Origin of the sequence: Bacillus sp. KH172YL63 (assembly GCF_011398925.1) — a bacterium.
GTDB lineage: Bacteria > Bacillota > Bacilli > Bacillales > Bacillaceae_B > Rossellomorea.
On sequence record NZ_AP022842.1, the window covers coordinates 2,524,618 to 2,550,224 of the forward strand.

The 25,607-nt window shown below is 43.6% G+C and carries 28 protein-coding genes; 5 read left to right on the forward strand and 23 right to left on the reverse strand.

Annotated elements, in window-relative coordinates; all coding sequences use genetic code 11:
* Positions 1 to 12: 12 nt before the first annotated feature.
* From ablB to KH172YL63_RS12900, 5 genes are all read right to left on the reverse strand, one after another.
* On the reverse strand, positions 13 to 846 hold the full coding sequence (ablB, locus tag KH172YL63_RS12880; protein ID WP_173106484.1) for a putative beta-lysine N-acetyltransferase: 834 nt from the start codon (positions 844 to 846) through the stop codon (positions 13 to 15).
* Positions 847 to 1,031: 185 nt separating this feature from the next.
* Positions 1,032 to 2,297 (reverse strand): peptidase, encoded by a 1,266-nt coding sequence (locus tag KH172YL63_RS12885; RefSeq protein WP_232066018.1) that lies wholly within the window; start codon positions 2,295 to 2,297, stop codon positions 1,032 to 1,034.
* A gap of 14 nt (positions 2,298 to 2,311) precedes the next feature.
* Positions 2,312 to 2,974, reverse strand: a complete 663-nt coding sequence (locus tag KH172YL63_RS12890; RefSeq protein WP_173106486.1) for a 3-oxoacid CoA-transferase subunit B — start codon at positions 2,972 to 2,974, stop codon at positions 2,312 to 2,314.
* The gene (locus KH172YL63_RS12895) at positions 2,953 to 3,651 is read right to left on the reverse strand and encodes a CoA transferase subunit A (protein WP_173106487.1); all 699 of its coding nucleotides are present in this window, start codon (positions 3,649 to 3,651) and stop codon (positions 2,953 to 2,955) included. The genes KH172YL63_RS12890 and KH172YL63_RS12895 overlap by 22 nt, the downstream gene beginning before the upstream one ends.
* Entirely contained in the window at positions 3,648 to 4,958 is a 1,311-nt protein-coding gene (locus KH172YL63_RS12900; protein ID WP_173106488.1) for an aspartate aminotransferase family protein, read from the reverse strand. Before KH172YL63_RS12900 ends, KH172YL63_RS12895 begins: the two co-directional genes overlap by 4 nt.
* 283 nt (positions 4,959 to 5,241) lie before the next feature.
* On the opposite strand from KH172YL63_RS12900, the gene KH172YL63_RS12905 reads away from it, so the two are divergent.
* Positions 5,242 to 7,032, forward strand: coding sequence for a methyl-accepting chemotaxis protein (locus tag KH172YL63_RS12905; RefSeq protein ID WP_232066019.1), 1,791 nt, complete (start codon positions 5,242 to 5,244; stop codon positions 7,030 to 7,032).
* A gap of 51 nt (positions 7,033 to 7,083) precedes the next feature.
* Here KH172YL63_RS12905 and KH172YL63_RS12910 read toward each other — a convergent pair whose 3' ends face one another.
* Positions 7,084 to 7,224 (reverse strand): YjcZ family sporulation protein, encoded by a 141-nt coding sequence (locus KH172YL63_RS12910; protein ID WP_173106490.1) that lies wholly within the window; start codon positions 7,222 to 7,224, stop codon positions 7,084 to 7,086.
* A gap of 162 nt (positions 7,225 to 7,386) precedes the next feature.
* Between KH172YL63_RS12910 and KH172YL63_RS12915 the strand changes: the two genes are divergently transcribed.
* Positions 7,387 to 7,971: a DUF502 domain-containing protein gene (locus KH172YL63_RS12915; RefSeq protein ID WP_173106491.1), complete on the forward strand. Its 585-nt coding sequence runs from the start codon at positions 7,387 to 7,389 to the stop codon at positions 7,969 to 7,971.
* Between the two features lie 103 nt (positions 7,972 to 8,074).
* Here KH172YL63_RS12915 and KH172YL63_RS12920 read toward each other — a convergent pair whose 3' ends face one another.
* From KH172YL63_RS12920 to rsgA, 4 genes are all read right to left on the reverse strand, one after another.
* Entirely contained in the window at positions 8,075 to 8,575 is a 501-nt protein-coding gene (locus tag KH172YL63_RS12920) for a PTS sugar transporter subunit IIA (RefSeq protein WP_173106492.1), read from the reverse strand.
* A 103-nt stretch (positions 8,576 to 8,678) separates the two neighbouring features.
* The gene (gene msrB, locus KH172YL63_RS12925) at positions 8,679 to 9,101 is read right to left on the reverse strand and encodes a peptide-methionine (R)-S-oxide reductase MsrB (RefSeq protein ID WP_173106493.1); all 423 of its coding nucleotides are present in this window, start codon (positions 9,099 to 9,101) and stop codon (positions 8,679 to 8,681) included.
* Positions 9,098 to 9,631 carry a peptide-methionine (S)-S-oxide reductase MsrA gene (gene msrA / locus KH172YL63_RS12930; protein WP_173108168.1) on the reverse strand — a complete coding sequence of 178 codons (534 nt, stop codon included), beginning with the start codon at positions 9,629 to 9,631 and terminating at the stop codon, positions 9,098 to 9,100. The genes msrB and msrA overlap by 4 nt, the downstream gene beginning before the upstream one ends.
* Positions 9,632 to 10,192: 561 nt before the next feature.
* Entirely contained in the window at positions 10,193 to 11,227 is a 1,035-nt protein-coding gene (gene rsgA / locus KH172YL63_RS12935; RefSeq protein WP_173106494.1) for a ribosome small subunit-dependent GTPase A, read from the reverse strand.
* Between the two features lie 356 nt (positions 11,228 to 11,583).
* On the opposite strand from rsgA, the gene KH172YL63_RS12940 reads away from it, so the two are divergent.
* Positions 11,584 to 12,324 (forward strand): DUF4397 domain-containing protein, encoded by a 741-nt coding sequence (locus KH172YL63_RS12940; RefSeq protein WP_173106495.1) that lies wholly within the window; start codon positions 11,584 to 11,586, stop codon positions 12,322 to 12,324.
* 53 nt (positions 12,325 to 12,377) lie between these two features.
* On the opposite strand, the gene KH172YL63_RS12945 is transcribed toward KH172YL63_RS12940, so the two are convergent.
* The 3 genes from KH172YL63_RS12945 to KH172YL63_RS12955 form a co-directional block, all read right to left on the reverse strand.
* Complete coding sequence (locus KH172YL63_RS12945; RefSeq protein WP_173106496.1) at positions 12,378 to 12,965, reverse strand: YpmS family protein; 588 nt, start codon at positions 12,963 to 12,965, stop codon at positions 12,378 to 12,380.
* Complete coding sequence (locus tag KH172YL63_RS12950; protein ID WP_173106497.1) at positions 12,962 to 13,792, reverse strand: SGNH/GDSL hydrolase family protein; 831 nt, start codon at positions 13,790 to 13,792, stop codon at positions 12,962 to 12,964. The genes KH172YL63_RS12945 and KH172YL63_RS12950 overlap by 4 nt, the downstream gene beginning before the upstream one ends.
* Positions 13,793 to 13,877: 85 nt before the next feature.
* Positions 13,878 to 14,861 carry a nucleoside hydrolase gene (locus tag KH172YL63_RS12955; protein WP_173106498.1) on the reverse strand — a complete coding sequence of 328 codons (984 nt, stop codon included), beginning with the start codon at positions 14,859 to 14,861 and terminating at the stop codon, positions 13,878 to 13,880.
* A gap of 197 nt (positions 14,862 to 15,058) precedes the next feature.
* Between KH172YL63_RS12955 and KH172YL63_RS12960 the strand changes: the two genes are divergently transcribed.
* Entirely contained in the window at positions 15,059 to 15,541 is a 483-nt protein-coding gene (locus KH172YL63_RS12960; RefSeq protein ID WP_173106499.1) for a PCYCGC motif-containing (lipo)protein, read from the forward strand.
* Between the two features lie 388 nt (positions 15,542 to 15,929).
* Here the strand turns inward: KH172YL63_RS12960 and KH172YL63_RS12965 are convergent, their stop codons facing one another.
* From KH172YL63_RS12965 to KH172YL63_RS12975, 3 genes are all read right to left on the reverse strand, one after another.
* A complete protein-coding gene (locus KH172YL63_RS12965) occupies positions 15,930 to 16,772 on the reverse strand; it encodes a DegV family protein (RefSeq protein ID WP_173108169.1) in 843 nt (280 codons plus the stop codon).
* 176 nt (positions 16,773 to 16,948) lie between these two features.
* Positions 16,949 to 17,200: a DUF2535 family protein gene (locus tag KH172YL63_RS12970; protein ID WP_232066021.1), complete on the reverse strand. Its 252-nt coding sequence runs from the start codon at positions 17,198 to 17,200 to the stop codon at positions 16,949 to 16,951.
* Positions 17,201 to 17,295: 95 nt separating this feature from the next.
* Positions 17,296 to 17,949 (reverse strand): SOS response-associated peptidase, encoded by a 654-nt coding sequence (locus KH172YL63_RS12975; protein ID WP_173106500.1) that lies wholly within the window; start codon positions 17,947 to 17,949, stop codon positions 17,296 to 17,298.
* 182 nt (positions 17,950 to 18,131) lie between these two features.
* On the opposite strand from KH172YL63_RS12975, the gene trhA reads away from it, so the two are divergent.
* Positions 18,132 to 18,770, forward strand: coding sequence for a PAQR family membrane homeostasis protein TrhA (gene trhA / locus KH172YL63_RS12980; RefSeq protein ID WP_173106501.1), 639 nt, complete (start codon positions 18,132 to 18,134; stop codon positions 18,768 to 18,770).
* A 171-nt stretch (positions 18,771 to 18,941) separates the two neighbouring features.
* Here the strand turns inward: trhA and KH172YL63_RS12985 are convergent, their stop codons facing one another.
* The 7 genes from KH172YL63_RS12985 to KH172YL63_RS13015 form a co-directional block, all read right to left on the reverse strand.
* Positions 18,942 to 19,433, reverse strand: coding sequence for a dihydrofolate reductase (locus KH172YL63_RS12985; protein ID WP_173106502.1), 492 nt, complete (start codon positions 19,431 to 19,433; stop codon positions 18,942 to 18,944).
* A 213-nt stretch (positions 19,434 to 19,646) separates the two neighbouring features.
* Entirely contained in the window at positions 19,647 to 20,603 is a 957-nt protein-coding gene (locus KH172YL63_RS12990) for a thymidylate synthase (RefSeq protein ID WP_173106503.1), read from the reverse strand.
* 107 nt (positions 20,604 to 20,710) lie between these two features.
* Complete coding sequence (locus tag KH172YL63_RS12995; protein ID WP_173106504.1) at positions 20,711 to 21,400, reverse strand: anthrax toxin lethal factor-related metalloendopeptidase; 690 nt, start codon at positions 21,398 to 21,400, stop codon at positions 20,711 to 20,713.
* 191 nt (positions 21,401 to 21,591) lie between these two features.
* Positions 21,592 to 22,185: a YpjP family protein gene (locus KH172YL63_RS13000; RefSeq protein WP_173106505.1), complete on the reverse strand. Its 594-nt coding sequence runs from the start codon at positions 22,183 to 22,185 to the stop codon at positions 21,592 to 21,594.
* Positions 22,186 to 22,517: 332 nt separating this feature from the next.
* Positions 22,518 to 23,306 (reverse strand): class I SAM-dependent methyltransferase, encoded by a 789-nt coding sequence (locus tag KH172YL63_RS13005; RefSeq protein WP_173106506.1) that lies wholly within the window; start codon positions 23,304 to 23,306, stop codon positions 22,518 to 22,520.
* 700 nt (positions 23,307 to 24,006) lie between these two features.
* Positions 24,007 to 24,441: a BrxA/BrxB family bacilliredoxin gene (locus tag KH172YL63_RS13010; RefSeq protein WP_173106507.1), complete on the reverse strand. Its 435-nt coding sequence runs from the start codon at positions 24,439 to 24,441 to the stop codon at positions 24,007 to 24,009.
* 18 nt (positions 24,442 to 24,459) lie between these two features.
* Positions 24,460 to 25,593 carry a conserved virulence factor C family protein gene (locus KH172YL63_RS13015; protein WP_173106508.1) on the reverse strand — a complete coding sequence of 378 codons (1,134 nt, stop codon included), beginning with the start codon at positions 25,591 to 25,593 and terminating at the stop codon, positions 24,460 to 24,462.
* Positions 25,594 to 25,607: the final 14 nt, after the last annotated feature.

Here is a 25,607-nt window from a genome sequence, read left to right on the forward strand (position 1 = left end):
CGGTTTCACCCGCTACACTTCACTCAAATCCTTTTCCCATATATTCATATCTTCCATCTTGTCAAAAATGATGCAATTATTCGCAAGTCTCCCCCTGTAGAGATAACCGAGCTGATGAAACGCTGCATTCATACCGAATGAAAGGGATCTCGCAATTGTATAAGCACAAAAGACCCCCCGCTCAAGCAATTCCTCTTCCAGTTTCGTCAGGAGCAGCTTCATATTTCCCCCTTTCCGATGGGAACTCCGGGTCGCACAATCCGTCAACTCGGCATTCCTGAAGGTGGATGAAATTTCTGCCGAAGCAGCAGAAACGATTTCACCCCCATCTTCGATATAGACGAAGATTGTCCCACTTTTCATTGATTCTTTGACATATTCAGGGTTGTGAAGAGGGACCGGATAAAGCTTAAACACTTCCTGGTAAAGGTCGGCTAATTGTTCAGCATGAGACACATCAGCTACCTTTATACCTCCCGGCCGTTTCATCCTCTGCCTGTCAAGCGCCTGGACCCTGTGAAGGATATCGTCCTCTTCACCCCAGTGTGCGCTGTTCCTTCTGTCATCCGTGAAAAACTTGCTCATAAAGATCGCCTGATCACCATTGAAGTAGCCGTTCACTCCCCCTTCCATTTGATATCCCCTTTCAACAAAAAAAGGATACTGACCTGCTCTGGCTTTAACGATGACTTTCTCATAACGACGGGTTTGGACCAATGCATTCACATACTGCAACAAAATCTCGCCATTCCCCCTGAAATCATCCACGCGCAACCTTCGATTGTATTCGTCTTTATATATGACAGCTTCTATTTTTGGTTGTTTGATATGTTCATATGTCTGCATTCTTCTATGCCCCTTTTTAACCAACATATGAAGGGACAGGGGAAGTTATGAAACAAACAAATACAAAAAAGAACAACCCTGGCAATCGTGAGTTGTTCTTCTAAAGATGCGATGCAATTGGATATGACGTCAAATCAGGGGGCAGAAGATAAGCTCCTACTATCCTTTACCCTCTCTGAATGATTTTATGACGGTTGATTGCACCAATTCAAAATAAATAATGACAGAATTTCCGCTGTTTGAAAAATCCTTTCCAGTTCAATATATTCATCAGCATCATGGGCCACTTCCGTCGTACCCGGTCCAAAGATGACGACCGGTATATTGCCGCCTTTCGAAAGGATCCCCCCGTCAGTCCCCCAAGGAGAGGCCTCGATGGCAGGCTTCTTCTTTAATACGATTTCGGCACAGCGGGAAAGCTCCTTCACAAGACAGTGATCACCTGGGAGATCACCGGGCTGCCACCTTCCGCCGAACCATTCAATTTCCACTGGATGATGCTTGAACCAGTCATCATCCACTCCAAGCCCATTGAGCGCCTGGACAAATTCCTCTTCCACCTCCTGCATGGTTTCCCATGGTCCAACCCCTATCCTTCCTTCAATCACAGCCGTATCCGGGACGGAGGATGGCCATTTCCCGCTTTCGATACGTCCTATGTTGATTGGGAGTGGAATGGGGATATGTTGATACAACGGATCGTCCACCTTGTCGTTACGCCGCTTTTCCAAATGATGAAGTTCTTGAAGGACCTTATATGCTTGATCGATCGCGTTAACTCCTTCATACCTGGTCCCGCCGTGGGCAGCTTTTCCTTTCACATTCAGGCGGAACCACATGGAGCCCTGTTGCTTAGGGAATATCTTCAAATTTGTAGGCTCTGGGATGATGGCGGCGTCTGCCTTATACCCCCTCAGTAACGCAGCGAGTGTTCCGGTGCCCCCACTTTCCTCTTCTATCACACTTTGAAATATGATATCTCCTTTTAATGGCACTTTTAAATCCTTGATCACTTCTATGGCGAGAAGCAGGGCGACTGATCCGCCTTTCATATCAGTCGCCCCGCGGCCGTACAGCTTTCCATCCAGAACGGCCCCACTATAAGGATCCCTGGACCAGTCCAACCTGTCCCCTTCCGGCACAACATCGATATGACCATTGAGTAAAAGGCTTTTTCCCCCGCCGCTACCTTTCAATACCCCGACCACATTCGGATTTCCTTTAAAACTCTCCCGGTCACACCTGTAAAATGGATGGTGCTGAAGCTCCCTCTCATCAATCTCCCAGATATCCAAAGTCAATCCCAGCTTTCTGCATTTTTCAATGATGATTGCCTGGGCACTTGATTCATTTCCCCTCACACTATCTTCCTGTACGAGCCTTTGCAGGAGCTTTACCGCATGTTTCTTCTTCTCTTCTATCAAACCCTTTATGAGGTGTTGAATGTCCACATCGTTTCCTCCTTTCACCCAATATATTTCAACAATGGGCTCACATTGAACCTGGCTTCAGTCGTCTCCTCTATGTCTTTTAACGTATACGGGTTAAAAATTTCCTTCAATATGAGTTCCCCATGCTCCACTGTGAACACCGCCCGATCCGTGATGATCATGGATACACAGGCTTTTGCAGTGAGGGGCAGCGTACATTCCCGGACCATTTTACTTCCACCGTTTTTATCTAAATGGGTCATGAGGACGATGACTCTCTTCGCTTTTGATGCAAGCTCGGTAGCTCCTCCCATACCGGGAACTTTTTTACCGGGAATGATCCAATTGGCAAGATCCCCCCTCTCACTCACCTGAAGGGAACCGAGGATCGTGACATCGATCTTCCCCCTGCGGATCATGGCAAAGGCTGTACAACTGTCGGTATAACATCCCCCTTCCATCAATGAAACAGGGAATCCACCAGCATTGCACAGATTTTCATCCTCTTCACCCAAAGGGGGTTCAGGACCGATTCCAATGATTCCATTTTCAGACTGAAACACAACGGGAAACTGTGGCGGCAGGTGATTGGGGACGAGTGAAGGGATGCCGATCCCTAAATTCACGATCATATTTTCCTTTACTTCCTTTGCTGCACGCTTCGCTAACCTCATCTTCAATTCGGTTCCCAAACCCATTTCCAGTCGACTCCTTTGGATAACACAATATGATCTACAAATACACCTGACGTGATGATTTCTTCCGGATTCATTTCACCATACTCGACGATTTCTTCCGCTTCTACGATGGTGATATCTGAGGCCATTGCAACGAGGGGATTTGTATTTCTTGCGCTTTTATCATAAATGAGGTTTCCGAACGTATCTGCTCTTTTGGCATACACAATTCCGACTTCGGCCACCAAAGCCGGTTCAAATAGATAGCGTTCCCCGTCCCGTTCGACTACAGACTTCCCATTATTCAAGCAGGGATCATCCACCCCGATGTCGGTTACGATCCCTTTCAATCCGACACCGCCGGCCCGGATTCGTTCTGCCAATATGCCCTGAGGTGAGAACTCCACTTCGAGCTTTCCTTCGCTCATTAATTGTCCTGCAACCGGATTGGAACCGATATGGGATGCAATCACCTTGTTGACCCGGTGGTTCGCCACCAATTGCCCGATTCCTATATGGGGGAACCCTGTATCGTTACCGATCAGTGTGAGGTCTTTGGTGCCCCATTTTAAAAGATGGCTGATGATGGTTGGCGGGGAACCGACGCCACCAAAACCACCGAACATCAGGACCATTCCATCCTGGAAAAAATCCGCGATTTTTTCGTAGCTGCTCACCTTATTGTGATGATTGGTCATATATGATCCCTCCAACTTCCAATGGCGGTTTGCAGCGTGGTCCTGAGCCTTTTAACTATCTCTTCCAGTTCCCTTTTTGAACTGTTCAACGGTGGTGCAATGATGATTGCAGAACCGGACCTTCCGTCCAATCCGGCTGACGCCGGATATAAGAGAATCCCGCATTCCACTCCTGCCTGAACGATATGGGAAGTAAATGCCGATCCGCGGGCTTCAAATTCAATCCCAAGCATCAGCCCTTTCCCCCTTATATCGTGTATAAAAGGAAATTCGTTTTTTAGTTTGATAATTAAATTTCTCAAGTAGGTCCCTTTCGAATCAACGTCTTCAATGATACGTTCCGAATCTATCAGCTTCAGGACGGATAACGCTGCACTGGCTGACAGAGGGTTTCCACTGAAAGTATGGCCGCTCATGATCACTTTGCTTCCGTTCATGATCGGTGTCATGACTTCATCGGAAATAAGGGTGGCTGCAATTGGCGCATATCCTGCACTGAGTCCTTTACCGATTGCCACGATATCAGCTTTGACCCCCCACTGCTCCAATGCCATAAATGTCCCCGTCCGTCCACAACCTGTCATCACCTCATCCGCAATGAACAGCACCTCATACTTATCGCATATCGACCTGATCCGTTCATAATAACCCTTTGGCGGCGCAATCGCCCCTCCGGCAGCCCCGATGACCGGTTCTGCAATAAACGCTGCAATATTATCAGGGCCTATCCGGTTGATCATCGTTTCAAGTTGTGTCGCACATGCTATTTGACAGGAAGGATGGGTCTTGCCAAACGGACATTGTGCACAATACGGTGGCTCTATGGTCGGCCAATCACCAAGAAAGGAATCAAATCGTTCCCTCCTCGCAGGATGACCTGAAGCCGATAACGCGCCAAAGGTGATGCCGTGGTAACTGAGCCATCTTGACAACACCTTTCTCTTCATCGATCGGCCTTTTTCCTGCCAGTATTGAATTGCGATTTTAATGGCCGTCTCGACAGCTTCAGAGCCGCTGTTGACGAAAAATGACCATGGATATCCAGTCTTCTCATGTAAAAAAGTGGCCAATTCCTCTGCAGGCTGGTTGCTGAACTGTGACCTATATACGAAAGCCACCTTGTTTCCCTGATTGACGATTGATTGAAGGATCTCTTCCATGCCATGTCCCAAGTTGGCTGTCACTGCCCCGGAACAGGCATCAATGTAAACACGCCCTTCCGTGTCATATAAATAAACGCCTTTACCATAATCAATCGTTGGATAGCTTTCCCCTATCAATGGTTTTATTAAATGCGAATGGAGCATGGTACCCCTCCTGAAAGAATCAGATTCATACTCTCTTTCGATTCGCTCATCTAGTTGCCCTTAAAGAGTTTCCTTACACTATTCATATGTGTAAAAAGCCGAATCTTTCATTCTTTTAGAAAAAATGACAAGCGAATGGCTGAAGTATTAAAATATACGGACATTTTCAAAAATTCGACAAAAAGTTAATAATTTGACTAGATTAATCAAGATGATATGTATAAAATAATGGTAAGTTCATCCTACGATGCTACTTTTTGCTTATCTTCAGGAGGGGGAAACGGTGAAAAAGACTAGAGAAAAACTACTAAAAAAAATCCCGAAAAAGAAAGAAAGACCAAAAAGGACCATGAAAGTCCCGGGTATATTCTCCTATTTCAGGACAATAAGAGGGAAGGTCGTCCTGTCATTCGGCTTATTGACGATCGTCCTGCTTGTACTCGCCTCTACTTCGTACTTCAATATGATGAAGTTGGAAAGGGAGATCAATACACTCATTACATACGATATGCAGGTCGATACGAAAGTGAAGGACCTCTCTAAAGTACTGAATGATATTGAAATAGGTGAGCAAGGCTTTGTCATCACAGGGGCCACGGGCTTTCTCGCACCGTATCAAAACGGTAAAGGGATTGTCGAAGGTCACATTGAGGACCTGAATGTCCTTTTAAAGGACGATCCGGAACAAATTGATAAACTGGATAAGATTGAAGCTCAATATGGCTTCTGGATCCAATTTGTCGACCGTGTGATCGAAACCAGGAAAGATAAGGGGCTTGAAAAGGCTGCTACCCTTGTTGAATCCGGCACCGGTAAGAAGTACCTGGACGGCATTCGTTCTTATGTAGACATGATTGTAGTGGACCAGCAGAAGGATCTGAATGACCGGATCGATTCCCTCAATCAACAAGTGTTTTTGTCTAAGATCGCCACAATCGGTTTATCCGCATTTGCAGTACTGCTGGCCATCTTCTTCGGAATCATACTGTCCCATACGATCAAGACCAACACTAGGAAAATTAGTCGCTCTATTCTGGAAATAGCGAATGCAGGCGGAGATTTAACGAAGCGCATTCACGTTAAATCGAAGGATGAGTTAGCCGATCTTGCCGCTGATACAAATCAGCTCATCGGCGGGATTGCCACACTTGTCAAACAGGTTTCTGAAATGGCGGAAAACGTATCTGCCAGCAGTCAGCAACTGTTGGCTTCTGCAGAGGAAACTTCCCGGACGATCACATCGATCGCCGAAACGTCCAGTGAAATCGCAACCGGCAGTGAGCAGACGACACACCGCATGTCTTCTTCCCTGGAGAAAATGGGTAGCCTGGAAGAAGCGGCACGCTTTTTATTCCATCAGGCTGAATTGGTCAGGGAAACGGCACGTGATATGAGGACAGTTGCAGAAAAAGGTGGTCATACCGTACAGGCATCTTCTCAAAAAATGATGAGTATAGAAGAAACCATGTCCAACACAAGTGAAACTGTAGAAGCATTGGGACAACGCTCCTCCCAAATCACAACGATTATCGGGACAATCACCGATATTGCAGAACAAACGAATCTTCTTGCACTAAATGCAGCCATCGAAGCAGCCCGTGCCGGTGAGCATGGCCGTGGTTTTGCCGTCGTCGCGGATGAAGTGAGAAAGCTTGCTGAACAATCGAGACAAGCTGCAAAAGGGGTAACGGAAATTGTCCACAGCATCCAGGAAGAAGTCAATATCATCATCAAACAAAATTCCGACGGTGTGAAAGAAGTCATTGCAGGGGTCGAAATCACGAATGAAACCAATGCTTCCCTCGAAGATATTCTTAACCAAACATCAAAGACATCAGTCGTTGTGGATGAAATGGTTGACCATATCCAAGAGACGCTCAATCTTAGCCAGGAAGTCGCCACTTCCTTCGCTCATGTGAATGAAATCGCAGCCGCGACCGCTTCTAATACAGAAACGACTGCAGCGGCTTCTGAAGAAGGATCTGCTGCCATGGAACAAGTGACGGCAAGTGCTTCTGAATTATCACAACAGGCCGAGAAGCTGAAAGAATTAATTTCAAGCTTTAAAATATAACATCAAAAAGAGCTGTCAATGTGACAGCTCTTTTTTTGACTTTACACTCACTTATCTCCCGCAGTAACAAACGGCTCCAATGATAATCAGCAAGATGAATAATACAACAATCAACGCAAAGTTATTGATTCCGGCAACTGGATAAGCATATCCGCCTGGATAACATGGGTCACAGCCATAACCGTAGTTCATACCTACCACTCCTCAAAAATATTTATTTACCCTACAGGTTATGTCATTCACCTAGAAATGGTTTGTGCATTTGCCCATTTAATTTTCCATCCCTCTTTTCTGCCCGACCCCCATTCTATATAATGAGGATAGATTTGCGTAAAGAACAGGAGAATGGACGATATGAAATTTATTGTAAAATGGTTCATCAACGGGGTCCTGACTATCGTTCCCATCGGACTCGTGGTCTACGTTGTATATAAAATGTTTATATTCCTTGATGGATTACTCGGGAATGTGTTGAAACCCCATCTTGATGAAAATTATATTCCCGGCATCGGGCTGCTTGCGACAATCGTGATCTTGACCCTGCTCGGATTTTTGTCCACCAAAATGTTCGCAGGAACCCTCATCAAAGTGGTCGATATCATTCTACATAAAATCCCTTTGGTCAAAACAATTTATTCTGTGATCAAAGATACCATTCACTCTTTTCTCGGGGAAAAGAAATCATTTTCCAAAGTCGCCCTTGTCACCATGCCTGGTACGACGATGAAATGCCTTGGCTTTATCACTACAGAACATCTTTCAGATTTACACGACGGTTTGAAAGACCATGTTGCCGTCTATATCCCCCAAACGTTCCAGGTGGCGGGTATCACCTTTTTAATACCGAAGGCAGACATTGAGATCCTGGATATCAAATCGGAAGAAGCCATGAAGTTCATCCTGTCGGGAGGGATGACGACGAAAAGCGATAAGGCATGACATTGCCTATTTCCTGAGCAACCGGAATAATAAAAAGTCCAGGCGATCATTCACCCAACACATGGGGATCGCCTGGACTTTCTTTGTCGGTAATACTTTTTTATTATTTGGAAGAAATCTCTAATATCTCATCCTGACCTGCCGTGACAGACGTCAGTTCCCGCTTCACAAGACCATTCATATCATCACCATTTGTGATGATGATCGGCGTCATGGTACTCTTGGCTTTTTCTTTTACAAGCTCAAGATCATAGGAGATCAATGGATCCCCTGCCTTCACTTTGGATCCCTCGGATACATGGGCTTCAAAGCCTTCACCTTCCATTGAGACTGTCTCAAGCCCAATATGAATCAGAATCTCGGCGCCATTTTTGGCTTTGATCCCGACTGCGTGCTTTGTCGGGAAGAGCTGCATAATTTCACCATCCACAGGGGAAACGACTTTCCCAACTGTCGGGTCGATTGCCATCCCATCCCCCATCATTCTTTGTGAAAATACCGGATCCGGCACATCTTCAAGAGCTTTGACTGTACCAGTTAACGGGGCAAGAGCTACAATCGTTTTAGGCGTTTCTTCCTTTTTTCCAAAAAGCTTTTTGAACATTGTGATCACCTTCCTGTTCGTTTTTCCACATATATGTAATTCTTGTCAGCATAAGAGTTCATTCTAGCATATATGTGAACCATTTCACAGCGAATTCATTATTTTAAAATAATTTCTTATACGCACCGTATCCTTCTTCTTCTAAACGATCAACAGGTATGAAGCGCAGTGCGGCAGAATTGATGCAGTATCGGAGCTTGGTCGGACCTGGTCCATCGTTGAACACATGTCCTAGGTGTGAATCAGCTTCCCTGCTCCTCACTTCCGTCCGGACCATGAAATGGCTCCGGTCTTCTTTTTCAGAAACCTCTGCCTCATCGATCGGCTTGGTGAAGCTTGGCCATCCACAGCCGGCATCATACTTATCCCGAGAACTGAACAACGGTTTACCTGAAACAATGTCGACATAGATCCCGTCATCGAACGTATTCCAATACTCGTTTCGAAATGGAGGTTCAGTCCCGTTATTCTGTGTCACGTCATATTGTTCCGGTGTAAGCATTAGTTTTAATTCTTCCTTCTTCATTCCTTTTCCCCCCAATGATTTTCGATAAACGCCACCCTGCCGGATCCCCTGCTGTATCTTTCATAATGAGATGGATTCTTTTTGTAGTAATCCTGATGATACTCCTCTGCAGGATAAAACACGTTTGCAGGCAATATTTCAGTCGCAATCGGCTTTTTGAAAACGCCCGATTCTCCAAGCTTTTTCTTTGATTCTTCAGCAATCTTTTTTTGTTCTTCATCATGATAAAAAATGGCTGTCTTATAAGAATGTCCCCGATCAAAAAATTGTCCACCCGGATCGGTCGGATCAATTTGCTGCCAATACAATTCCACCAGCTTTTCATACGGAAACAGGGACGGATCATATTCAATCTGAACGGCCTCGTAGTGCCCTGTCGTCTCACTGCACACATCTTTATACGATGGATTTTCCACATGGCCGCCTGTATATCCGGAAACCACGCTTTCAATGCCAGGCTGTTCATCAAACGGCTTCACCATGCACCAAAAGCAGCCCCCAGCAAATGTCGCTTTCTTATATTCTGCCATTTCCAAGATCATCACCCTTTCCAATTTCACTATTCCCTTTGTAGAAGATTTTAACGCATTCGTCGTGAGAAGGAAAATGGTACGCATTTTGGGGAGAGAGGTGGATGGGGAATGCGTATGATGGGGTGAATTTTTATTTGAAGGTTGTGAGATGACGGAAATAGCACGTTCACCGATGAAATATTTCATTCTAAAAAAGAGGGGTGCTCCTCTACGCAAACTGCCATACGTGACTTCGCCCTTAAGAAACCCCTTTGCGTTGAGAGGCGGAAATTCCTCGTTCGCCGATAAAATCCCGATTTCGCCGTTATATTTCGGATTTCGCCGTTAAAATGAAAATTCCGCCGTTATATTCAGGATTTCGCCGATAGATTTAATATTTCGCCGTTATACCTTTCCCAGGCTCAAATAGACAGCTGCCCCTTTATAAAAACTGCCCATAAATAACTTCATCCTGAGGATTGCTCCTCAGGATGAGTATTAAAAAGTCGATTTCTCAGAAAAAATCAGAGATTCGTCCTTCTATATTTTAGTTTTCTGCTACGCTACACGCACGCAACTTTAATACTTCAACTTCCTCTGTTTCCCCATATCCTTCCACTTCTTCCGTTCCAGGGATTCGAGGCGTTTATCTCCCCGCCTCTCCATATAGGCGATTTCTTTTTGAAGTTTGAGGTAGTGAGTGAATCTCTCCTGGGAAAGGGTTCCTTCATCAATCGCCTTACGGATTTGACATCCCGGTTCTCCCTGGTGCCGGCAGTCTGTGAAGCGACATGTGAGGGACAGGTCCTCGATGTCTTGATATTGGGTCGATAAGCCTTCCTGCCCCTGCCATAATTGAATTTCTCTCATACCAGGTGTGTCGATGATGGCTGCTCCGTTATCCAGCAGAAATAATTCCCTGTGGGTCGTCGTATGGCGCCCTATATCGTCGGATTCCCTGATTTCTTTCGTTTTTTGCACAACTTCTCCTATGAGAAGGTTTGTCAGAGTTGATTTTCCGACACCGGATGATCCGACGAGGGCGACTGTCTTTCCTTTTTCCAGATAGGGCCGCAGTTCGCTGATCCCTTCTTCGGTGACGGCACTGATTGCAATGACTTTGACGCCATGTAGTGTATTCTCAACTTCTGTTTTCTTTTTTTCAATTTCCTCACACACATCAGACTTGGTAAGGACGATGACAGGATTCGCACCGCTTTCCCAGCAGAGGAGCAGGTATCTCTCCATGCGGTGGCTGTTCAGGTCGTCATTTAATGAAGAAAGAATGAAGACCGTATCGATATTCGTGGCGATGATTTGTTCTTCTGTTTCATTTCCTGCTTGTTTCCTGGAAAACTTACTCGTCCGGGGCATGACCTTTTCGATGAGCGCCCCTTCTTCGCTTAACTGGACCCAGTCCCCCACTGCGGGAAGGTCCTCCCGCTTTACCGACTGATACCTGAGCTTCCCTGAGATCCTGCACAACGCCTCTCCTGATTGGGTCATGACCGAAAAGGCTCCTTTATGTTCTGTCACGACCCGGCCCAGGATGGTTCCTTCTTCTCTCAGTTCATTTTTCATCTCAAACAATATGTCTTTATGATTCAAATTCATTTCCTCCTAAAAATAAAAAGTCCGTTGACGGATCTACACGTCAACGGACTTTCAGAATTTTAGAGAAGTGAATAAATCACATTATCCCGTTTAAAGTGAGTTGACGTGCAGAACCATATTGATCGCTGTATATGTTTGTTGTAAGACCAATTAACATTGTGTTCATAACACATCACCCACTTTCTCAATTTATAGTTTTATTATCCATTATTTTCATAGAATTTACAAGGTGTTTTTTCAGATTATTACAAACTTCTTCTTTCATACCATACTAGCGTGCTTTGACTTAGGTGTTTTCACCATTTTTATATTCCGGCATAGGCTATTGTGTTAATACTGTTAAGGGAGAGATTCGGATGAGCCAACATGATTACTTAACGAAAGCGGCGATGTATGACTTACTATCCGGTTATTATAAATATTCTGATCCATCCTTGCACACCCATTACTATCAAAAGCACCTGAAATATATGAGACTTGCACTTCAGGCTCAGCGTGCAGATATGACGACATCAACGCAGCCGTCCTATGTCCGTGTCCTGCATGCAGTGCCGGATGCACCGAATGTGGATGTGTATGTCAATGGAAATCGTGTCCTGCGGGATGTGGCATTTAAAGATGTGAGCGATTATTTGACCTTGCCTGCAGGTAAATATCATATTGATGTGTATCCCGCCGGCACCAGTGTGACGACGGTGATCAGCAAGAAGGTGAAAGTTGACCCGGGCAAGATTTATACTTTTGCCGCTGTAGGCACGATGGATAAACTCCAGCTGCTTCCGTATATTGATGATACAACGGTTCCGAGCGGGGAAACAAAGCTGAAATTCATCCATCTTTCCCCTGATGCGCCTGCTGTGGATATTGCCGTGAAAGCAGGAGATGTCATCTTCCCTAAAGTCTCCTTTAAACAAGCAACCGATTATCTAGGGTTGACGCCTATGACGGTCAATCTTGAAGCCAGGGTAGCAGGCAGTAAAAATATCGTGTTAAATATGCCAGATGTTAAACTGAGTCCAAACCAATCCTACACCCTTATCGCTGTTGGATTAACCAATGGAACACCTGAACTTGAAGCCATTCTTCTTAAGGGGTAAAGGGAACGGGCAAGACAAAAAGGGCAGCTTCAGAGATGAAGCCGCCCTTTCTTTTATTGAGCACGGTCGACAGGAACCAGTAATCTGAATTTGATCCGATCTTCTTCCAGATCAAATTCTTTTGCCCGCACTTTAATATCACTCTTTAATTTCATTTCCTGCAATGAGACATAAATCAACTCATCATTAGGCTGGATTTTCACCCAATCAGGAAAATGATAAGAATCTCTCAGCACCTTCAATACATAGGTAACCGGAAGATTCAATGAACCAACAGAGATCGATTTCTGTTTCAAAAGAATGTCCCCATTTTCCAACGCCTTCGGTTCAAAATCCAGTTTAAAGTCCAGGTTGGTGGTAAAGACAGGGACGGACCCCATCAATTCTACATCATCTTTCAGCTGGACATCATAATCCACAGGACCTTCGAGCCCTTCTTCCTCGATATAATGCTGGATGATAAGGTTCAAATCCCTTTTGTTTGTGTCTACATTAAATCCTACTTCCTGGTTGGAATCTTTGCTGTTTTTAGGCAGTGCATCGTCTTCGATAGGCATGAAGACCATTGCTGTTATGATGATGATCCCTGCCAGAATCAAACCTAAAAGCAGAAAGAATCCTACCTTCCATTTGTTCTTCATGACGGCTGCTCCTCTTCCTCGACAGGTATTGGTGTATCTGTCAATGTTGCTAATGTTTCCCCGTTTGCCAGGTCTGTAAACATTCTATCTGCGATCAATTTGTATCCCTCATCATTAGGGTGGAAATAATCATCATACAACAGGGTATCCCCTGTATCAATAAATAAATCCTCTATCTTGACGAACAACGTTTTATCATAACCGGACAGGACTTCTTCACTTGCTTCATTCCAGTTGTGAATCACCTGATTGACTTCTTCGATATCAGAAAACCATGTGTTAAATGGATTATATAAACCGAGCAGGACGATTCCTGCATCAGGGTTATACCCCCTGACTGTTTCGATTATTTCCTGCAATCGAAGCTGGTATTGGCGCTTTTCCTGCTGGAACACATCAAGCTTCAAGTGGGACAGATTTTCCCGGAAGATTTTCATTACATCGTTTCCACCTATGGTGATCAGCACTAAATCCGAATCCTGGATGGAGGCTTTCACTTCATCCTTCTTCAATTTCTTTAATAATTGATCGGTCCGGTTTCCCTTCACCCCATAGTTGTGGAATTGTGCATCCTTTACTCCGTCCAGCGTCTCAAGCTGTTTTTCAAGGTACGGTACATATCCGCCTTTTTTTGTACTGTCTCCTACTCCCTGTGTCAATGAATCCCCTAAGGACACAACCTTAAGATTCTTCGGTATAAACGTTTCGTTCGGGTTCTCTTTATCCCAATTGGATACTTCCCTTTTGATATGATCAGCAGCATCTTCCAATGAACATCCTGACAGAGAAAAAACAAAAGCGAGCATGAGAATCGATAGTTTCTTCATATACGTCACCTCGCTTACTCTTTCCTAGTATTATATCACGATTTCTTTGCCGTATAACATCAATAAATCTTCAACTCAAATATCATTACCGGTAACGGCTGGGCCCGGATTGAAGGGTAGCGAACACTTCAGAAATGAATTGTGAGTAATTGAACTGTTTCGCGATCTTATGGACCGGCCATGGTGCTTTCTTAGCTGACTCTCTGAAGTCGCCTACACTTTGCCCAAAGGTACAGCCCTTATCTACGGCCACGCGGACCGGCACCTCTTCGTATATCATTTTTTCACCATTGGCAAGTGCCCAAAGGGCAAGCAGATCGTGAAGCGGGCTGCCGGTAATATCCGGATAAGTCGATTTATAAAATTGATAATAATAATCCACCATCGGTTTAATGATTTGTCCTACCTTGTCATTCGTTTTCACATAAAATTCATGTAAATGATCCAGCATGACAGGTGTGATGAGCGCATACATTGTAACATCCAGGGGGATGAGATGAATCATTTTAGGGGCAAGCTGTATGAGGATGTTTGCGGCGTAGGGATCACCGTAGAAATTCGCTTCGGCAGTAGGCGTGACATTTCCCGGCACGAGGAAGGCCCCTCCCATTACATAAAACTCCTTCACTTTTTTCATCGTTTCCGGATACAGGACAAAGGCTGTAGCCAATGACGTCAAGCGCCCCGCTGAGTAGATATACAATTCACCGGCGTATTGTTCAATGAGGGCTTTGATTTCATAGAAATTCTCGCTGATTTTAGAAGGATCGAATCCGATACTATCAGGGATGATCGGTCCAAGTCCTGCCAGGCCATGGACTTCAGGGTAGAATTGGGGCTGACTCCCTGTCAACGCCGATACAGCCCCTCCTATTACAGGAACGTCAGTGATCCCGGTTAATTTTTGAAGGTATAAAACATTTTTCAATGCATTTTCCCTTGATACATTCCCATAGTCGGCAACGATCCCTACAATTTCAATCTCTGCACTATAATACGCATATAAAATAGCGACAATATCATCTATACCGAAATCTGATATAACCAATACTTTCTTTTTCTCAGACAAGTCAGGACACTTCCTTCCTTCTGACTGAAATTCATTGAGGAAAGAGCCAGCATTCCATTCATCTCTTCTATATGTATGTTATGTTTGAATCACATATGAGGTTGCAGGAATATTCATAAAATCCACAAAAAGTCGTGCGAATGATTGTCATTTCAGATGGTACACTGGATGTATCAGAAAAGGAAAGGTGAATCTTGATGAAAAATATTACTCTTTACTTTATTCTTCTCATAGGATTGTTGGGGATCATATCAGGCTGTTCCTCCAAGGAAGAGCAGCATGCCGGGCATGATCATACTGCCGCAAACGGCGATATCCGGGAAGAAACAGCGTCTGTTGACACATTACCGTCATTTCTCGATGATAAGGACGACAATATGAAGCTTATTTATTCTTCAGCCGCCAAGCATCCAGAACTGTTGAAATATATCCCATGTTATTGCGGATGCGGCGACTCAGCCGGACACGAAAGCAACCTTAACTGCTTCGTCTTTGAACAAAAAGGAGAGAAAGTGGTGTGGGATGATCACGGCACAAGATGTCAGCTTTGTTTAAAGATTGCGGCTGAATCGATTGTGAAATATAATAATGGCGAATCCATTAAAAGCATTAGAAAAGATATTGATGAGCAATATAAAGAGGGGTACGCAAAGCCGACTCCGACTCCGATGCCATCTTAAATCAAGGCTGTTTTCGTAAACATTGTGGCTTTTATACAAGTCAGATGCGGTTGATTTCCGCTCCAGATGCTCGCTTTCCGCGGGGATGGCGGTGAGCCTCCTCGGACTTCGTCCTGCGGGGTCTCACCTGTCCATCAGTTCCCGCAGGAGTCGAGCATCTTCCGCTCCAATCAACCATCGAAGATAAAAACCGAAAATTAACTACTTATTCATCTTCTGAATAGTAGTCATCAACGTCATTCAATTACAATGCCCTTTATCATTGCTATGGCAATTTTTTTATTCCACAGTATCAAATCACCGAAGATGCTCACATTAACGTCTAATAATAACAATGCTTAAATCAAAAAGACGAAGGGAATGTGCTCCCTTCGTCTTTTTGTTGCGGTCAATCCGTATAGTACATGAATCCGATTGCACCGATTCCCGTATGGGTACCGATGATCGGTGTTGTCGGGACAATGTCGATGTTGTCGTATCCGGTCTTATCAGAGATTTTCGCTTTCAGACTCTCCGCCAGCGGCAGTCCGTCTACATGGACAAGTCCGACGCCGAGGATGTTCTTTCCATCCACATCTTCAACAAACTGATTCGCTAAGTATTTTACGACTTGAGAATGGCTTCGCACCTTGGCTACAGGTGTATATTCGGCATTTTCCAGTGAAGCAATCGGTTTGATGTTCAGCAGGGATCCGATCATCGCTCTTCCCTTTCCGATCCTGCCACCTTTGACAAGGTTTTCAAGTGTATCAACTACAACAAATAATTTCGTGTTCGCACGGATTGTTTCGATGGCTGAAAGGATTTCATCCATCGATTTCCCTTCTTTTGCAAGCCTGGCTGCTTCGATTACCTGAAAAGCCAATCCTTTAGAAATAAAACGGGAATCAACAACCGTTACATCGGCTGAAGACATGTCGGCAGCCGTTTCAGCCGAACGGACCGTACCACTCATTTTTCCGGTCATATGTATGGATAACACTTTTGAACCGTCTTTACCCAATTCATCATAAAGTTCGACAAATGAACCTGCCGGGGGCTGAGAACTCTTTGGTAATTCCGAAGAAGCTTTCATTTTTTCAATGAAGCTCTGTGGTGAAAGATCAACTCTATCTAGATACGTTTCCCCATCGATGGAAATCGATAAAGGAACTACATGAATGTCCAGTTCTTTTACAACCTCATCAGACAAGTCCGCTGTTGAGTCTGTTACAATATAAATCTTGGTCAATTTTGCCACATCCTATCTCCCATATCATATGTATTATATCGTTAAATGCCGAGAATTTAAATAGATAGTGAGGATTTAAACAATTGTCGATCGTGTGAATAGGGAACGCGGAGCTTGCATACAAATGGGCTGCTCCGGCGCAAGCTCTGCGTAACGGACCAGCCCCAGTAAAGAAATCATGCATTATTCTTTAATTCCTCTGATTGATAAATTTCTTCATACTCTGACCATTTCGTCGTTCTCTTCAAATACTCCCTGAAGCTGAATACGGATTTTGGCCCGTTTTCCTTGTGGATCCGATTAATGAATTGATGGAGTCTGAGATTGACTCTTAAATAGAGCGGGCTGCCTTCTTTCATGACAGGAACTTCTAAGATTTTGATCTTCCGTCCATACTTCGATTTAAACTCGATCGTTTTTGTCAGCAAAGTATCAATCCTCTTTTTTTACCCGTTTATACCTATATTATACCCCATTTTTCAGCGCAAAATATGTCAAACCGTGAAAAAGCGCGAATATTTTTTCAATGAACTGGAACAATACATTCCGCTGAATCATTTTTAGGTGAATTTACGGCTTTTGATACCTCGTATGCCTTCATTTCATCCTGCCGGTAGGGCTTCAGGATGGAGGATGCTTCCTCAAAAGAATATGCCTCCGTATTGAGCCATTTTTCGATATCCTCCTGTTCGCTAAGTATGACAGGCATCCGATCGTGAACATTGCCTACAAGAGGGTTGGCTTCTGTGGTGAGAATGGTGGAGGTATGCATATCACCATTCCGCTCCCATAACCCGGCAAACACAAAAGGTTTTTCATTTTTTAATTGAAATCGCACCGGGATCTTTTCACCTTTCTGGCGCTTCCACTCGAAAAAACCATCTGCGAAGATAACCATTCTATTTTGATGAACAAGTGACTTGAAGCTTGCTTTTTCAAGAAGGGTCTCGCTCCTTGCATTGATAAGCGGTTTCCACTTCTCTCGGTCAGCCCAGCGTGGTACAAGCCCCCAGGTGATGCTCCCTGCTCTGCGCTTCCCTTTATGTGAAATGAGGGACAGGACCTTCTGTGTAGGTGCGATATTATACCTAGGCTCCCATTCATCGATGAATTCATCTATCAAATATTGTTTCACAAGCTCCTCCAAAGGAGTGGTCAATGAGTACCTTCCACACATGCTTATCACCTTCTCTTGAATTCTTTATGTAGCAATATACAGTAATTCACTTAATTTTACCAATCTTATTCAAAGATCCTTCAATCCTTTACCATGTTAATGATTGCACAAAAACGGGAAGAGGATTATCATGGATATACGCAAGAATTTCTTAAAACGGTCATAGAAAGGATGAACATGCTTTGACATATGATTTCGATTTTTCCAATTGGAAAGAAGAGATTGCGAACGCCATCACACATGGAATCGGGTTGGTATTGAGTATCCCTGCATTGGTGATGTTGATCATTTTCGCCGTTCAGGAAGGCTCGGCATGGCATGTGGTAAGCTTCTCGATATTTGGAGCATCCATGATCCTGCTTTACTTATTTTCCACTCTGTTACATAGCTTTAAGCCATCAAAAGTGAAAAATCTTTTTGCCATATTGGATCACTCGGCCATTTATGTACTGATCGCAGGAACGTATACGCCTTTCATGCTGGTCAGTGTAAGAGGAGCACTGGGATGGACATTGTTTGGGATCGTATGGGGGCTTGCCGTCATAGGGATTGTGTTTAAATGTTATTTCGTCCATCGTTATCAGATTGTTTCCACTCTCTTTTATCTTGTGATGGGCTGGCTCGTGATCATTGCAATCAAGCCACTATATGCAAGCCTGACAGGTGAAGGATTCTCCCTGCTCTTGACAGGAGGAATCATGTATTCCATCGGGGCAATCTTCTATGTTTGGAACAAACTTCCTTATAATCATGCAATCTGGCATTTATTCGTACTTGCCGGAAGCAGCTTTATGTATTTTTGTATTTTGTTTTATGTTTAGTATCCTAATAAATTTATAGGACTTTCAGGGGCCAGTATTTATTTTACTGTATATGTTATGAAAGGGAATGCCAGAAGATAATCTCCGGCATTCCCTTTCGTTTTTTGGGCATGCGGTGTTCATTCAATCACTCGTAAGAATACCCCAATCATTCTCTTCATTTTCATCTTGTTAGCGATTAATCCGATCATACACAATAAAATAATAATCATAAGGATTTTGCTCATTCTTCATCCCTTTTTCCTTAGATATTACCTTCCATTCATTTGGATCGAGTTCAGGAAAATATGTATCCCCTTCAAATTCTTCATCGATCAAGGTGATATACAAGCGGTCAGCGCTATCAAAAGTTGCATTAAAAATTTCTGCCCCGCCAATTACAAATAATTCTTCATCAGTATTTGCATTGATTCTTTTAATGTCCTCAATCGAATGAATGACTGTACAACCATCCTTTGAATAGTCGGTATCTCTGGTAACTATAATATTTTCTCTGCCGGGTAAAACTTTTCCGATGGATTCAAATGTTTTTCTACCCATAATAATCGGTTGACCCATTGTAGTCTTCTTAAAAAAAGCTAAATCAGCAGGTAATCGCCAAGGTAACTCATTATTTATCCCTATTACCTGATTTTTATCCATCGCCACAATAAATGAAAGCATACATATCATCCTTTTCAAAAAATCATTCATTATTCATCCTATGCTAAAAGTGCCTAAACCTCAAATTTACAATCCCTGCAGGATCATTTGTGTTTTAGCCTGAAGGATATAACTATTAACTTTCAATCATTCGACATGCTCGACAAACATTCCTTCTCTTGAATACGAAAACTGAAAAAGGCTTAAGGGTTAGTTCCCCTTAAACCTTTTTTCTTAAACAGCAATTGGTCCTTTTATTTTTGGATGAGGATGATAATCCACTATTTGGATGTCATCCATTTCAAACTCAAAAATTGACTGTTTGTTGGCATTTAATTTTAATGTTGGAAGTTTTCTTGGTTCACGTTTCAATTGGGTTTCAACTTGTTCTATGTGATTTAAATAAATATGCACGTCTCCAAACGTATGGATAAACTCCCCTACTTCCAAACCACATTCCTGGGCGATTAAATGGGTCAACAATGAATAGCTTGCTACATTGAACGGCACCCCAATAAATACATCTCCGGAACGCTGATATAATTGACAACTTAACTTCCCATCAGATACGTAGAATTGAAACAAACTATGACATGGAGGAAGCGCCATACCTGAGACCTCTCCTGGATTGTATGCGACTACTAAATGTCTTCTACTATCCGGGTTGCATTTGATTTGCTCTACCACATCTTTTAATTGGTCAATTGTTTCACCGCGGGCAGTTTCCCAGTCTCTCCATTGTTTTCCATATACAGGACCAAGTTCACCAAATTCTTTTGCAAACTGATCATCTTCAAGTATCATTTTCTTAAATATCTTCATCTGTTCTTTATATAACTCTTTAAACTCTTCATCTTCTTGACTTCTGATGCCGAAATCAGTCATATCGGGACCGTCATACGCATCACTTTCCACCCACTTTTTAAAAGCCCATTCATTCCATATATTATTATTATGTTGAAGCAGATACCTGATGTTCGTATCACCTTTAATAAACCATAATAATTCACTGGCAACTAATTGAAATGCGACACTTTTAGTTGTAAACAATGGAAAGCCTTCATTTAGATCAAAGCGCATTTGATAACCAAAGATGGATTTTGTACCCGTACCTGTTCTATCTTCTTTCTTCGAACCATTATCCAGAATATAACGGCACATATCAAGGTATCCATATTCTTGATGTTTCAATTATTCCACCCTCTCTCACCGATAATCAATATCATTTTACTAAAGATAGCAGGAAAGTTCTAGAGAGCATTCGTAAAAAACTCTCAAACAAAAGCATACATTGCATGTTATAGATTGGTGAAAAATCGATACGTTGCCGGCGCTTTCTTTTTTAAAAGATTCCTGGTTTCTCCATTCAGGTAAAACATGGCGAACGCTTCAGCAAAATATTCTGCTTCGTATTGGTGGAAATAAGGTTGTGCGGGAAATAACAGTGGAGCTTCTTTCTTCCAGATTGGCAAAAATTCGAGCGTATAGGTGAGGTCTGCCAGCACATACCTGTCAATGCTGTGGGCAAGCTCATGAAGTTCAAGATTACAGGAACCGTGTCCATTCCCCTTTTCACTATGACCAATCTTCACTAATACAAGCTTTGATCCGCCGATTCCGGGAACATTATCCCAGGTGATATTTTCATTTGTGTACCCTCTTGGTGTGACACCTTTCAAGTGGCTTGTTGTAGAGAAATCGGTTAACTGCTGTTGAAAAAACCTTATCTTGATTTCCTGCCTGTCAGCAGCCTCCAGCAGGTTAGGCGGAATATGGTCCAGACGGCTGATCATATCTTTTGCCTCTTCCTGATCAAATGGGCTTTCCGGCAATAAGATAATGTTTTCCAATGCGTGTGTGGATTGAAGGATTAATTGGGTTTTCAATGGGGAGTGTTTCAAGGGGATGCCGCCGTATTCCGCTTTCGTTCTGGTCCATATTAAAAGAATTGTAGCACAGATGACAAATATGATGGATATCCGTTTCAAGCCGTGGTCCTCCCGTTCATCGTGTTCGTATATTACTATCTTAACATAATGATAGAGGGCCATTTAGGCATGATTGTTTCCAGCTGCAATGGATCTGCTTCTATTTTTCAGGGTATCCAGAAATAAAAAAAGCAAGTACAGGGATTGTACTCGCATTATCAGTAGATTGTATATTCATGAATTAAGCTCTATCAAGAAACGCTTCTCCATTGAGGAGGGGTGTTTTTATTCCAATAAATGCTCCCAAGATCATGGTGAGCCTGAAATTGATCTTGTGCAGTATGGTAATGGAAATTAAAGTAGTACCCGTCCTTAGGCGGATGGTCCTTTCTTACGTGAAACCGGATGACATCTTCACCGGTTCTCTCATCGTAAATATGAAAGATTTTTTCCGTTTTGGCATATTGGGGTACTTCGGAAATGGTCAGTGACGATAAGTCTTTGTCTGGATACTGAACAGCTGTATCCATGATGGCTTGTTCGATTTTTGGCAGGATCAATGATTTGAATTCGTCTTCAATGACAGGTTTGATCTTTGTCCCGAACTTTTCATATGCATTTTTTTCTGCCTGTATGATCATCGTTTCAATGAAAGCATCCCGAGATAGGACAGACTCTTCTTCCCTTACTTCTTCTGAAGAAGATTCCATCGAAGAAGCAGGCTTGCCATTATTTTTGGCAAGTGCATGATTTTCTTCATTCAAAAAGGCTTGAGATGGAGAAACAAGGCCGAATGTCAGGATCGATAGGATAACAAAAAACGACTTTTTGAGCCAGATTGACATAAATAACGTCCTTTCCTATGTATTACGTCTATTATTATACTACTTCCTACGAATAAAAAGTGAAAAAGGTTTCATTTTTTTGTAGGATATAAAAATCTTTATGTGGTAGTATATAAATGACAATACTTTGCAAGGAGGCTATCCCGATGGACACTGGAATCATGATCAATATCGGATACATACTGCTTTTGGGTTACTTTATCGTACTTGGCTTTACTGATTGATATAACAAGTGCTATAACAGGAAAATCCGGACGGTCATGCGAGATTCTTTGAGGGAAATCGCAACCGTTCGGATTTTTTTCATGAATTGAAAGATCCGTCGCCTATCTTCACTCGGAGTGAGCTAATCGAATGACGCCGAAGTGAAATTGTGCGGACGGCCTTTTTAATACATCAAACCCCATTTCTTCGAATAATGGAGATTGATAATGCTCTTTCAATACGACCCTCTTTTTCGCGACTCTCTTCGCCTCTTCAATCCCCTCTCCAGTGATACCTGCATAACTTGCCCACTTCCTGATGGGATTGATTCCGTGAGATTCCGTGATCGCTTCTTCAAACATAGGGTCCATGTACACCACATCAAATGCATCATCCGGGAACTTTTTAAGCTCTTCTTGAAATTTCCCATTGATCACGTCAACCCTTCTCATTGCATCATTCAATTCACGAAGGGGGGACATCCAGTCTTGCAGTCCCTGGTCAAGAAGATATGAAATATATGGATTTGCTTCAATGCCGATCACCTTTCCTTTTTCACCGACGATATGGCTTGCAATGATGCTGTCGGAAGCAAGGCCGAGTGTACAGTCGAGAAAGCTCATCCCCTCTTTTAGGTCAGCCGCCTCAATCAATGGATCCTTCTCACCGCGAATGAGTCGTTTAATACGGAAAGAAGCAGAATTGGGATGGAAGAAAAAAGGCTCGGTCCCTTCTTCTCTCACATGAAGTTCCAGTCGTTCTTTCCCAATCACCATGCAGTCCTGATCGTGCATGGACATATGATGGCGAATCGATCTTTTTTTTCTCGGTATATATGTTAAGGAAAGCTCTTCTGCAGCCCGGTGCGCCCGATCGATGACTTCTTGATTTGCTCTCCCGCATGTTGTAACAAACACTAAATTCATTCTCCTTTTAATCGTCCGAATACGGACATTCTATCATTTTCTCTATCCTACCATAAGAGCCTGCTGCTTGGCTTCTACTTCTCATACCACCTGCGGTTGAACTTGCCCGTCTTAATCAAATGGAATGGAGGAACTCATGCATAGCGTGTTACTGCATGGCTGTATTAAAAAAGGCTGTTTTCGTAAACATTGTGGCTTTTAGACAAGCGAGGTGCGGTTGATTTCCGCTCCAGATGCTCGCTTTCCGCGGGGATGGCGAGAGCTCCTCGGCTTCGCCTGCGGGGTCTCACCTGTCTAGCTACGGCGGCTAGCCCCTCGAGGTCATAAGCTAAATGGTCCATGAAGGCAAAGACCGCCTTCACAGCCCATTCATCTTATGCTTGTCGGGGCTGAACAAGCCGCCTCCGCTTTTCGGACTGTCCATCAGTTCCCGCAGGAGTCGAGCATCTGCAGCGAGAATCAACCATTGAAGATAAAAACGAAAAATTCATTGTATAAACTACTTATTCTCTTCTGAAAAATAGTGATCAACGTCATTCAAGTACAATGCCCTTGATTCATTGCTATGGAAGTTTTTCATTACACAGTCAGTCTCACATTAACGTCTAATAATACCAACAATCTATACGAAAGAGCCCAAAAAAAAAGAAACGGACAGCCATGCCATCCGTTTCTCATTGTTGACTTTATCTTAACAGTGCTCATCAAAACCCTTTGCAAGGTTGGCAATAATTGAAGCAATGTCTTGATCTTCAATTTCTTCACGGGGAATGAAATGGACGACTTTGTTCCCTTTCAGTAAAGCCATCGATGGGGAGGATGGCTCGAATCCCTCAAAGTATTCCCTCATTTTTGCCGTTGCTTCTTTATCCTGCCCGGCAAATACGGTGACAAGGTGATCAGGTGTTTTCTCGTTGGTCAAAACAGACTGTGTAGCCGCCGGTCTTGCCAGTCCTGCTGCACATCCACATACAGAATTGACAACAACCAGTGTCGTCCCTTCCGCCTGCTCCATGTAATCCACTACTTCTTCTGCAGTCACAAGTTCTTTAAAGCCTGCCTGTGTCAATTCTTGTCTCATCGGTGTTACCAATTGTCTCATGTATTCCTCATATGCCATTGACATTCTCATTCATCCCTTCTGTCATCTATTTGTTCCCCGGGCTTCAGTCATTTGTTTCCAAACTGAGCCCTTCGCTTCTTCTCCGCCTGCAATCCGTTCGATTGCCATCTTCACCTGCAGCTTCACTTCAAATTCAGGATCATCTTCGGCTTCTTTCAGAGCGGGAAGGGCCGATTCGTCCCCAGCTTCGTAAAGGAACATGGCAGCACGCCACCTGACAAGCTTGCTTTTATCCTGCAATGCTTGAATCATTGCAGGTGCCGCTTTCGCAAAGCCTAAATCAGAAAGGCAGTCTCCCGCCGTCCTTCTTACAGAGACCGATTTATCCTGAAGCCCTTTGTATAGAAGGGGAAGGACCTGTTCATCCTCTATCATTCCTAAATATACCACTGCCAAGCGGCGGATCGAGACTTTATCATCTTCAAGTGCTTTTTCAAGAAGAGGCAGGTCGGCAAGAGTTGGATCATCCATTGACTCAAGTTTCTGATAACGTGTCTGCCAATCCTCTGCCTCCAAGTCTGCCATATTCAGTTTGTGCTTTTTCTTATAAATGAGCGGACCTTTCGAATCGGCAGGCTTTTTCGACTCCTCAACAAGTAAGGCGAGTCTGGACGCAGGGTATGCTGCAATCAACTCTTCCATCACATTGTGTCCGATCTCGTCAAGGTCACCATAGCGTACTCCGTAATCCTTCCACTTCCTGAGAAGAACAACATTATCCCCTTCTTGCTGGGCGTGACCGATTGCTTCCAGGTATGGTGCTGGAAGTGAGAAACGCTTTTCTTCCTCCCCGTCGGCTACTTTCACTTGCATAGGGATCCCTTTGAACATTTGGACAGCAACATTCACTTCACCGAAATGCTCTTCCATCTCCGATTTCGACTGTACATTTCTTGACTCTTCACCAAAGGCTTTTCGAACCTGTGGAAGAAGTTCCTGCCAATCAAACTTGGCATTCCGTTCGACAGCAAGGAAATCTGCGACGTGATAGACGCCTTTGATTCCTTCAATGGCAAGTATGTCTTGAATGACAGAAGGAGCACCTTCTGCCGCATCTTTTTTATAATTGTTGCTTTTCCCAGCTTTCAGTTCCTGATCAAGAAGAACTTTCATCGTATTCGGACTAGGAGTAGGTTCAATCGATACGATTCTCATTGCATTTACCCCTT

Excerpts from the sequence above, each read along its gene's own strand:
- ablB (WP_173106484.1), bottom strand. The coding sequence starts at position 846 with ATGCAGACATATGAACATATCAAACAACCAAAAATAGAAGCTGTCATA.
- KH172YL63_RS12890 (WP_173106486.1), bottom strand. The coding sequence starts at position 2,974 with ATGGGTTTGGGAACCGAATTGAAGATGAGGTTAGCGAAGCGTGCAGCA.
- KH172YL63_RS12900 (WP_173106488.1), bottom strand. The coding sequence starts at position 4,958 with ATGCTCCATTCGCATTTAATAAAACCATTGATAGGGGAAAGCTATCCA.
- KH172YL63_RS12940 (WP_173106495.1), top strand. The coding sequence starts at position 11,584 with ATGAGCCAACATGATTACTTAACGAAAGCGGCGATGTATGACTTACTA.
- KH172YL63_RS12920 (WP_173106492.1), bottom strand. The coding sequence starts at position 8,575 with ATGTTCAAAAAGCTTTTTGGAAAAAAGGAAGAAACGCCTAAAACGATT.
- KH172YL63_RS12985 (WP_173106502.1), bottom strand. The coding sequence starts at position 19,433 with ATGCTTTCATTTATTGTGGCGATGGATAAAAATCAGGTAATAGGGATA.
- KH172YL63_RS12910 (WP_173106490.1), bottom strand. The coding sequence starts at position 7,224 with ATGAACTACGGTTATGGCTGTGACCCATGTTATCCAGGCGGATATGCT.
- KH172YL63_RS12960 (WP_173106499.1), top strand. The coding sequence starts at position 15,059 with ATGAAAAATATTACTCTTTACTTTATTCTTCTCATAGGATTGTTGGGG.
- rsgA (WP_173106494.1), bottom strand. The coding sequence starts at position 11,227 with ATGAATTTGAATCATAAAGACATATTGTTTGAGATGAAAAATGAACTG.
- msrA (WP_173108168.1), bottom strand. The coding sequence starts at position 9,631 with ATGGCAGAATATAAGAAAGCGACATTTGCTGGGGGCTGCTTTTGGTGC.
- KH172YL63_RS13015 (WP_173106508.1), bottom strand. The coding sequence starts at position 25,593 with ATGAGAATCGTATCGATTGAACCTACTCCTAGTCCGAATACGATGAAA.
- KH172YL63_RS12950 (WP_173106497.1), bottom strand. The coding sequence starts at position 13,792 with ATGAAGAAACTATCGATTCTCATGCTCGCTTTTGTTTTTTCTCTGTCA.
- KH172YL63_RS12975 (WP_173106500.1), bottom strand. The coding sequence starts at position 17,949 with ATGTGTGGAAGGTACTCATTGACCACTCCTTTGGAGGAGCTTGTGAAA.
- KH172YL63_RS13010 (WP_173106507.1), bottom strand. The coding sequence starts at position 24,441 with ATGTCAATGGCATATGAGGAATACATGAGACAATTGGTAACACCGATG.
- KH172YL63_RS12915 (WP_173106491.1), top strand. The coding sequence starts at position 7,387 with ATGAAATTTATTGTAAAATGGTTCATCAACGGGGTCCTGACTATCGTT.
- msrB (WP_173106493.1), bottom strand. The coding sequence starts at position 9,101 with ATGAAGAAGGAAGAATTAAAACTAATGCTTACACCGGAACAATATGAC.
- KH172YL63_RS13000 (WP_173106505.1), bottom strand. The coding sequence starts at position 22,185 with ATGTCAATCTGGCTCAAAAAGTCGTTTTTTGTTATCCTATCGATCCTG.
- KH172YL63_RS12895 (WP_173106487.1), bottom strand. The coding sequence starts at position 3,651 with ATGACCAATCATCACAATAAGGTGAGCAGCTACGAAAAAATCGCGGAT.
- KH172YL63_RS12945 (WP_173106496.1), bottom strand. The coding sequence starts at position 12,965 with ATGAAGAACAAATGGAAGGTAGGATTCTTTCTGCTTTTAGGTTTGATT.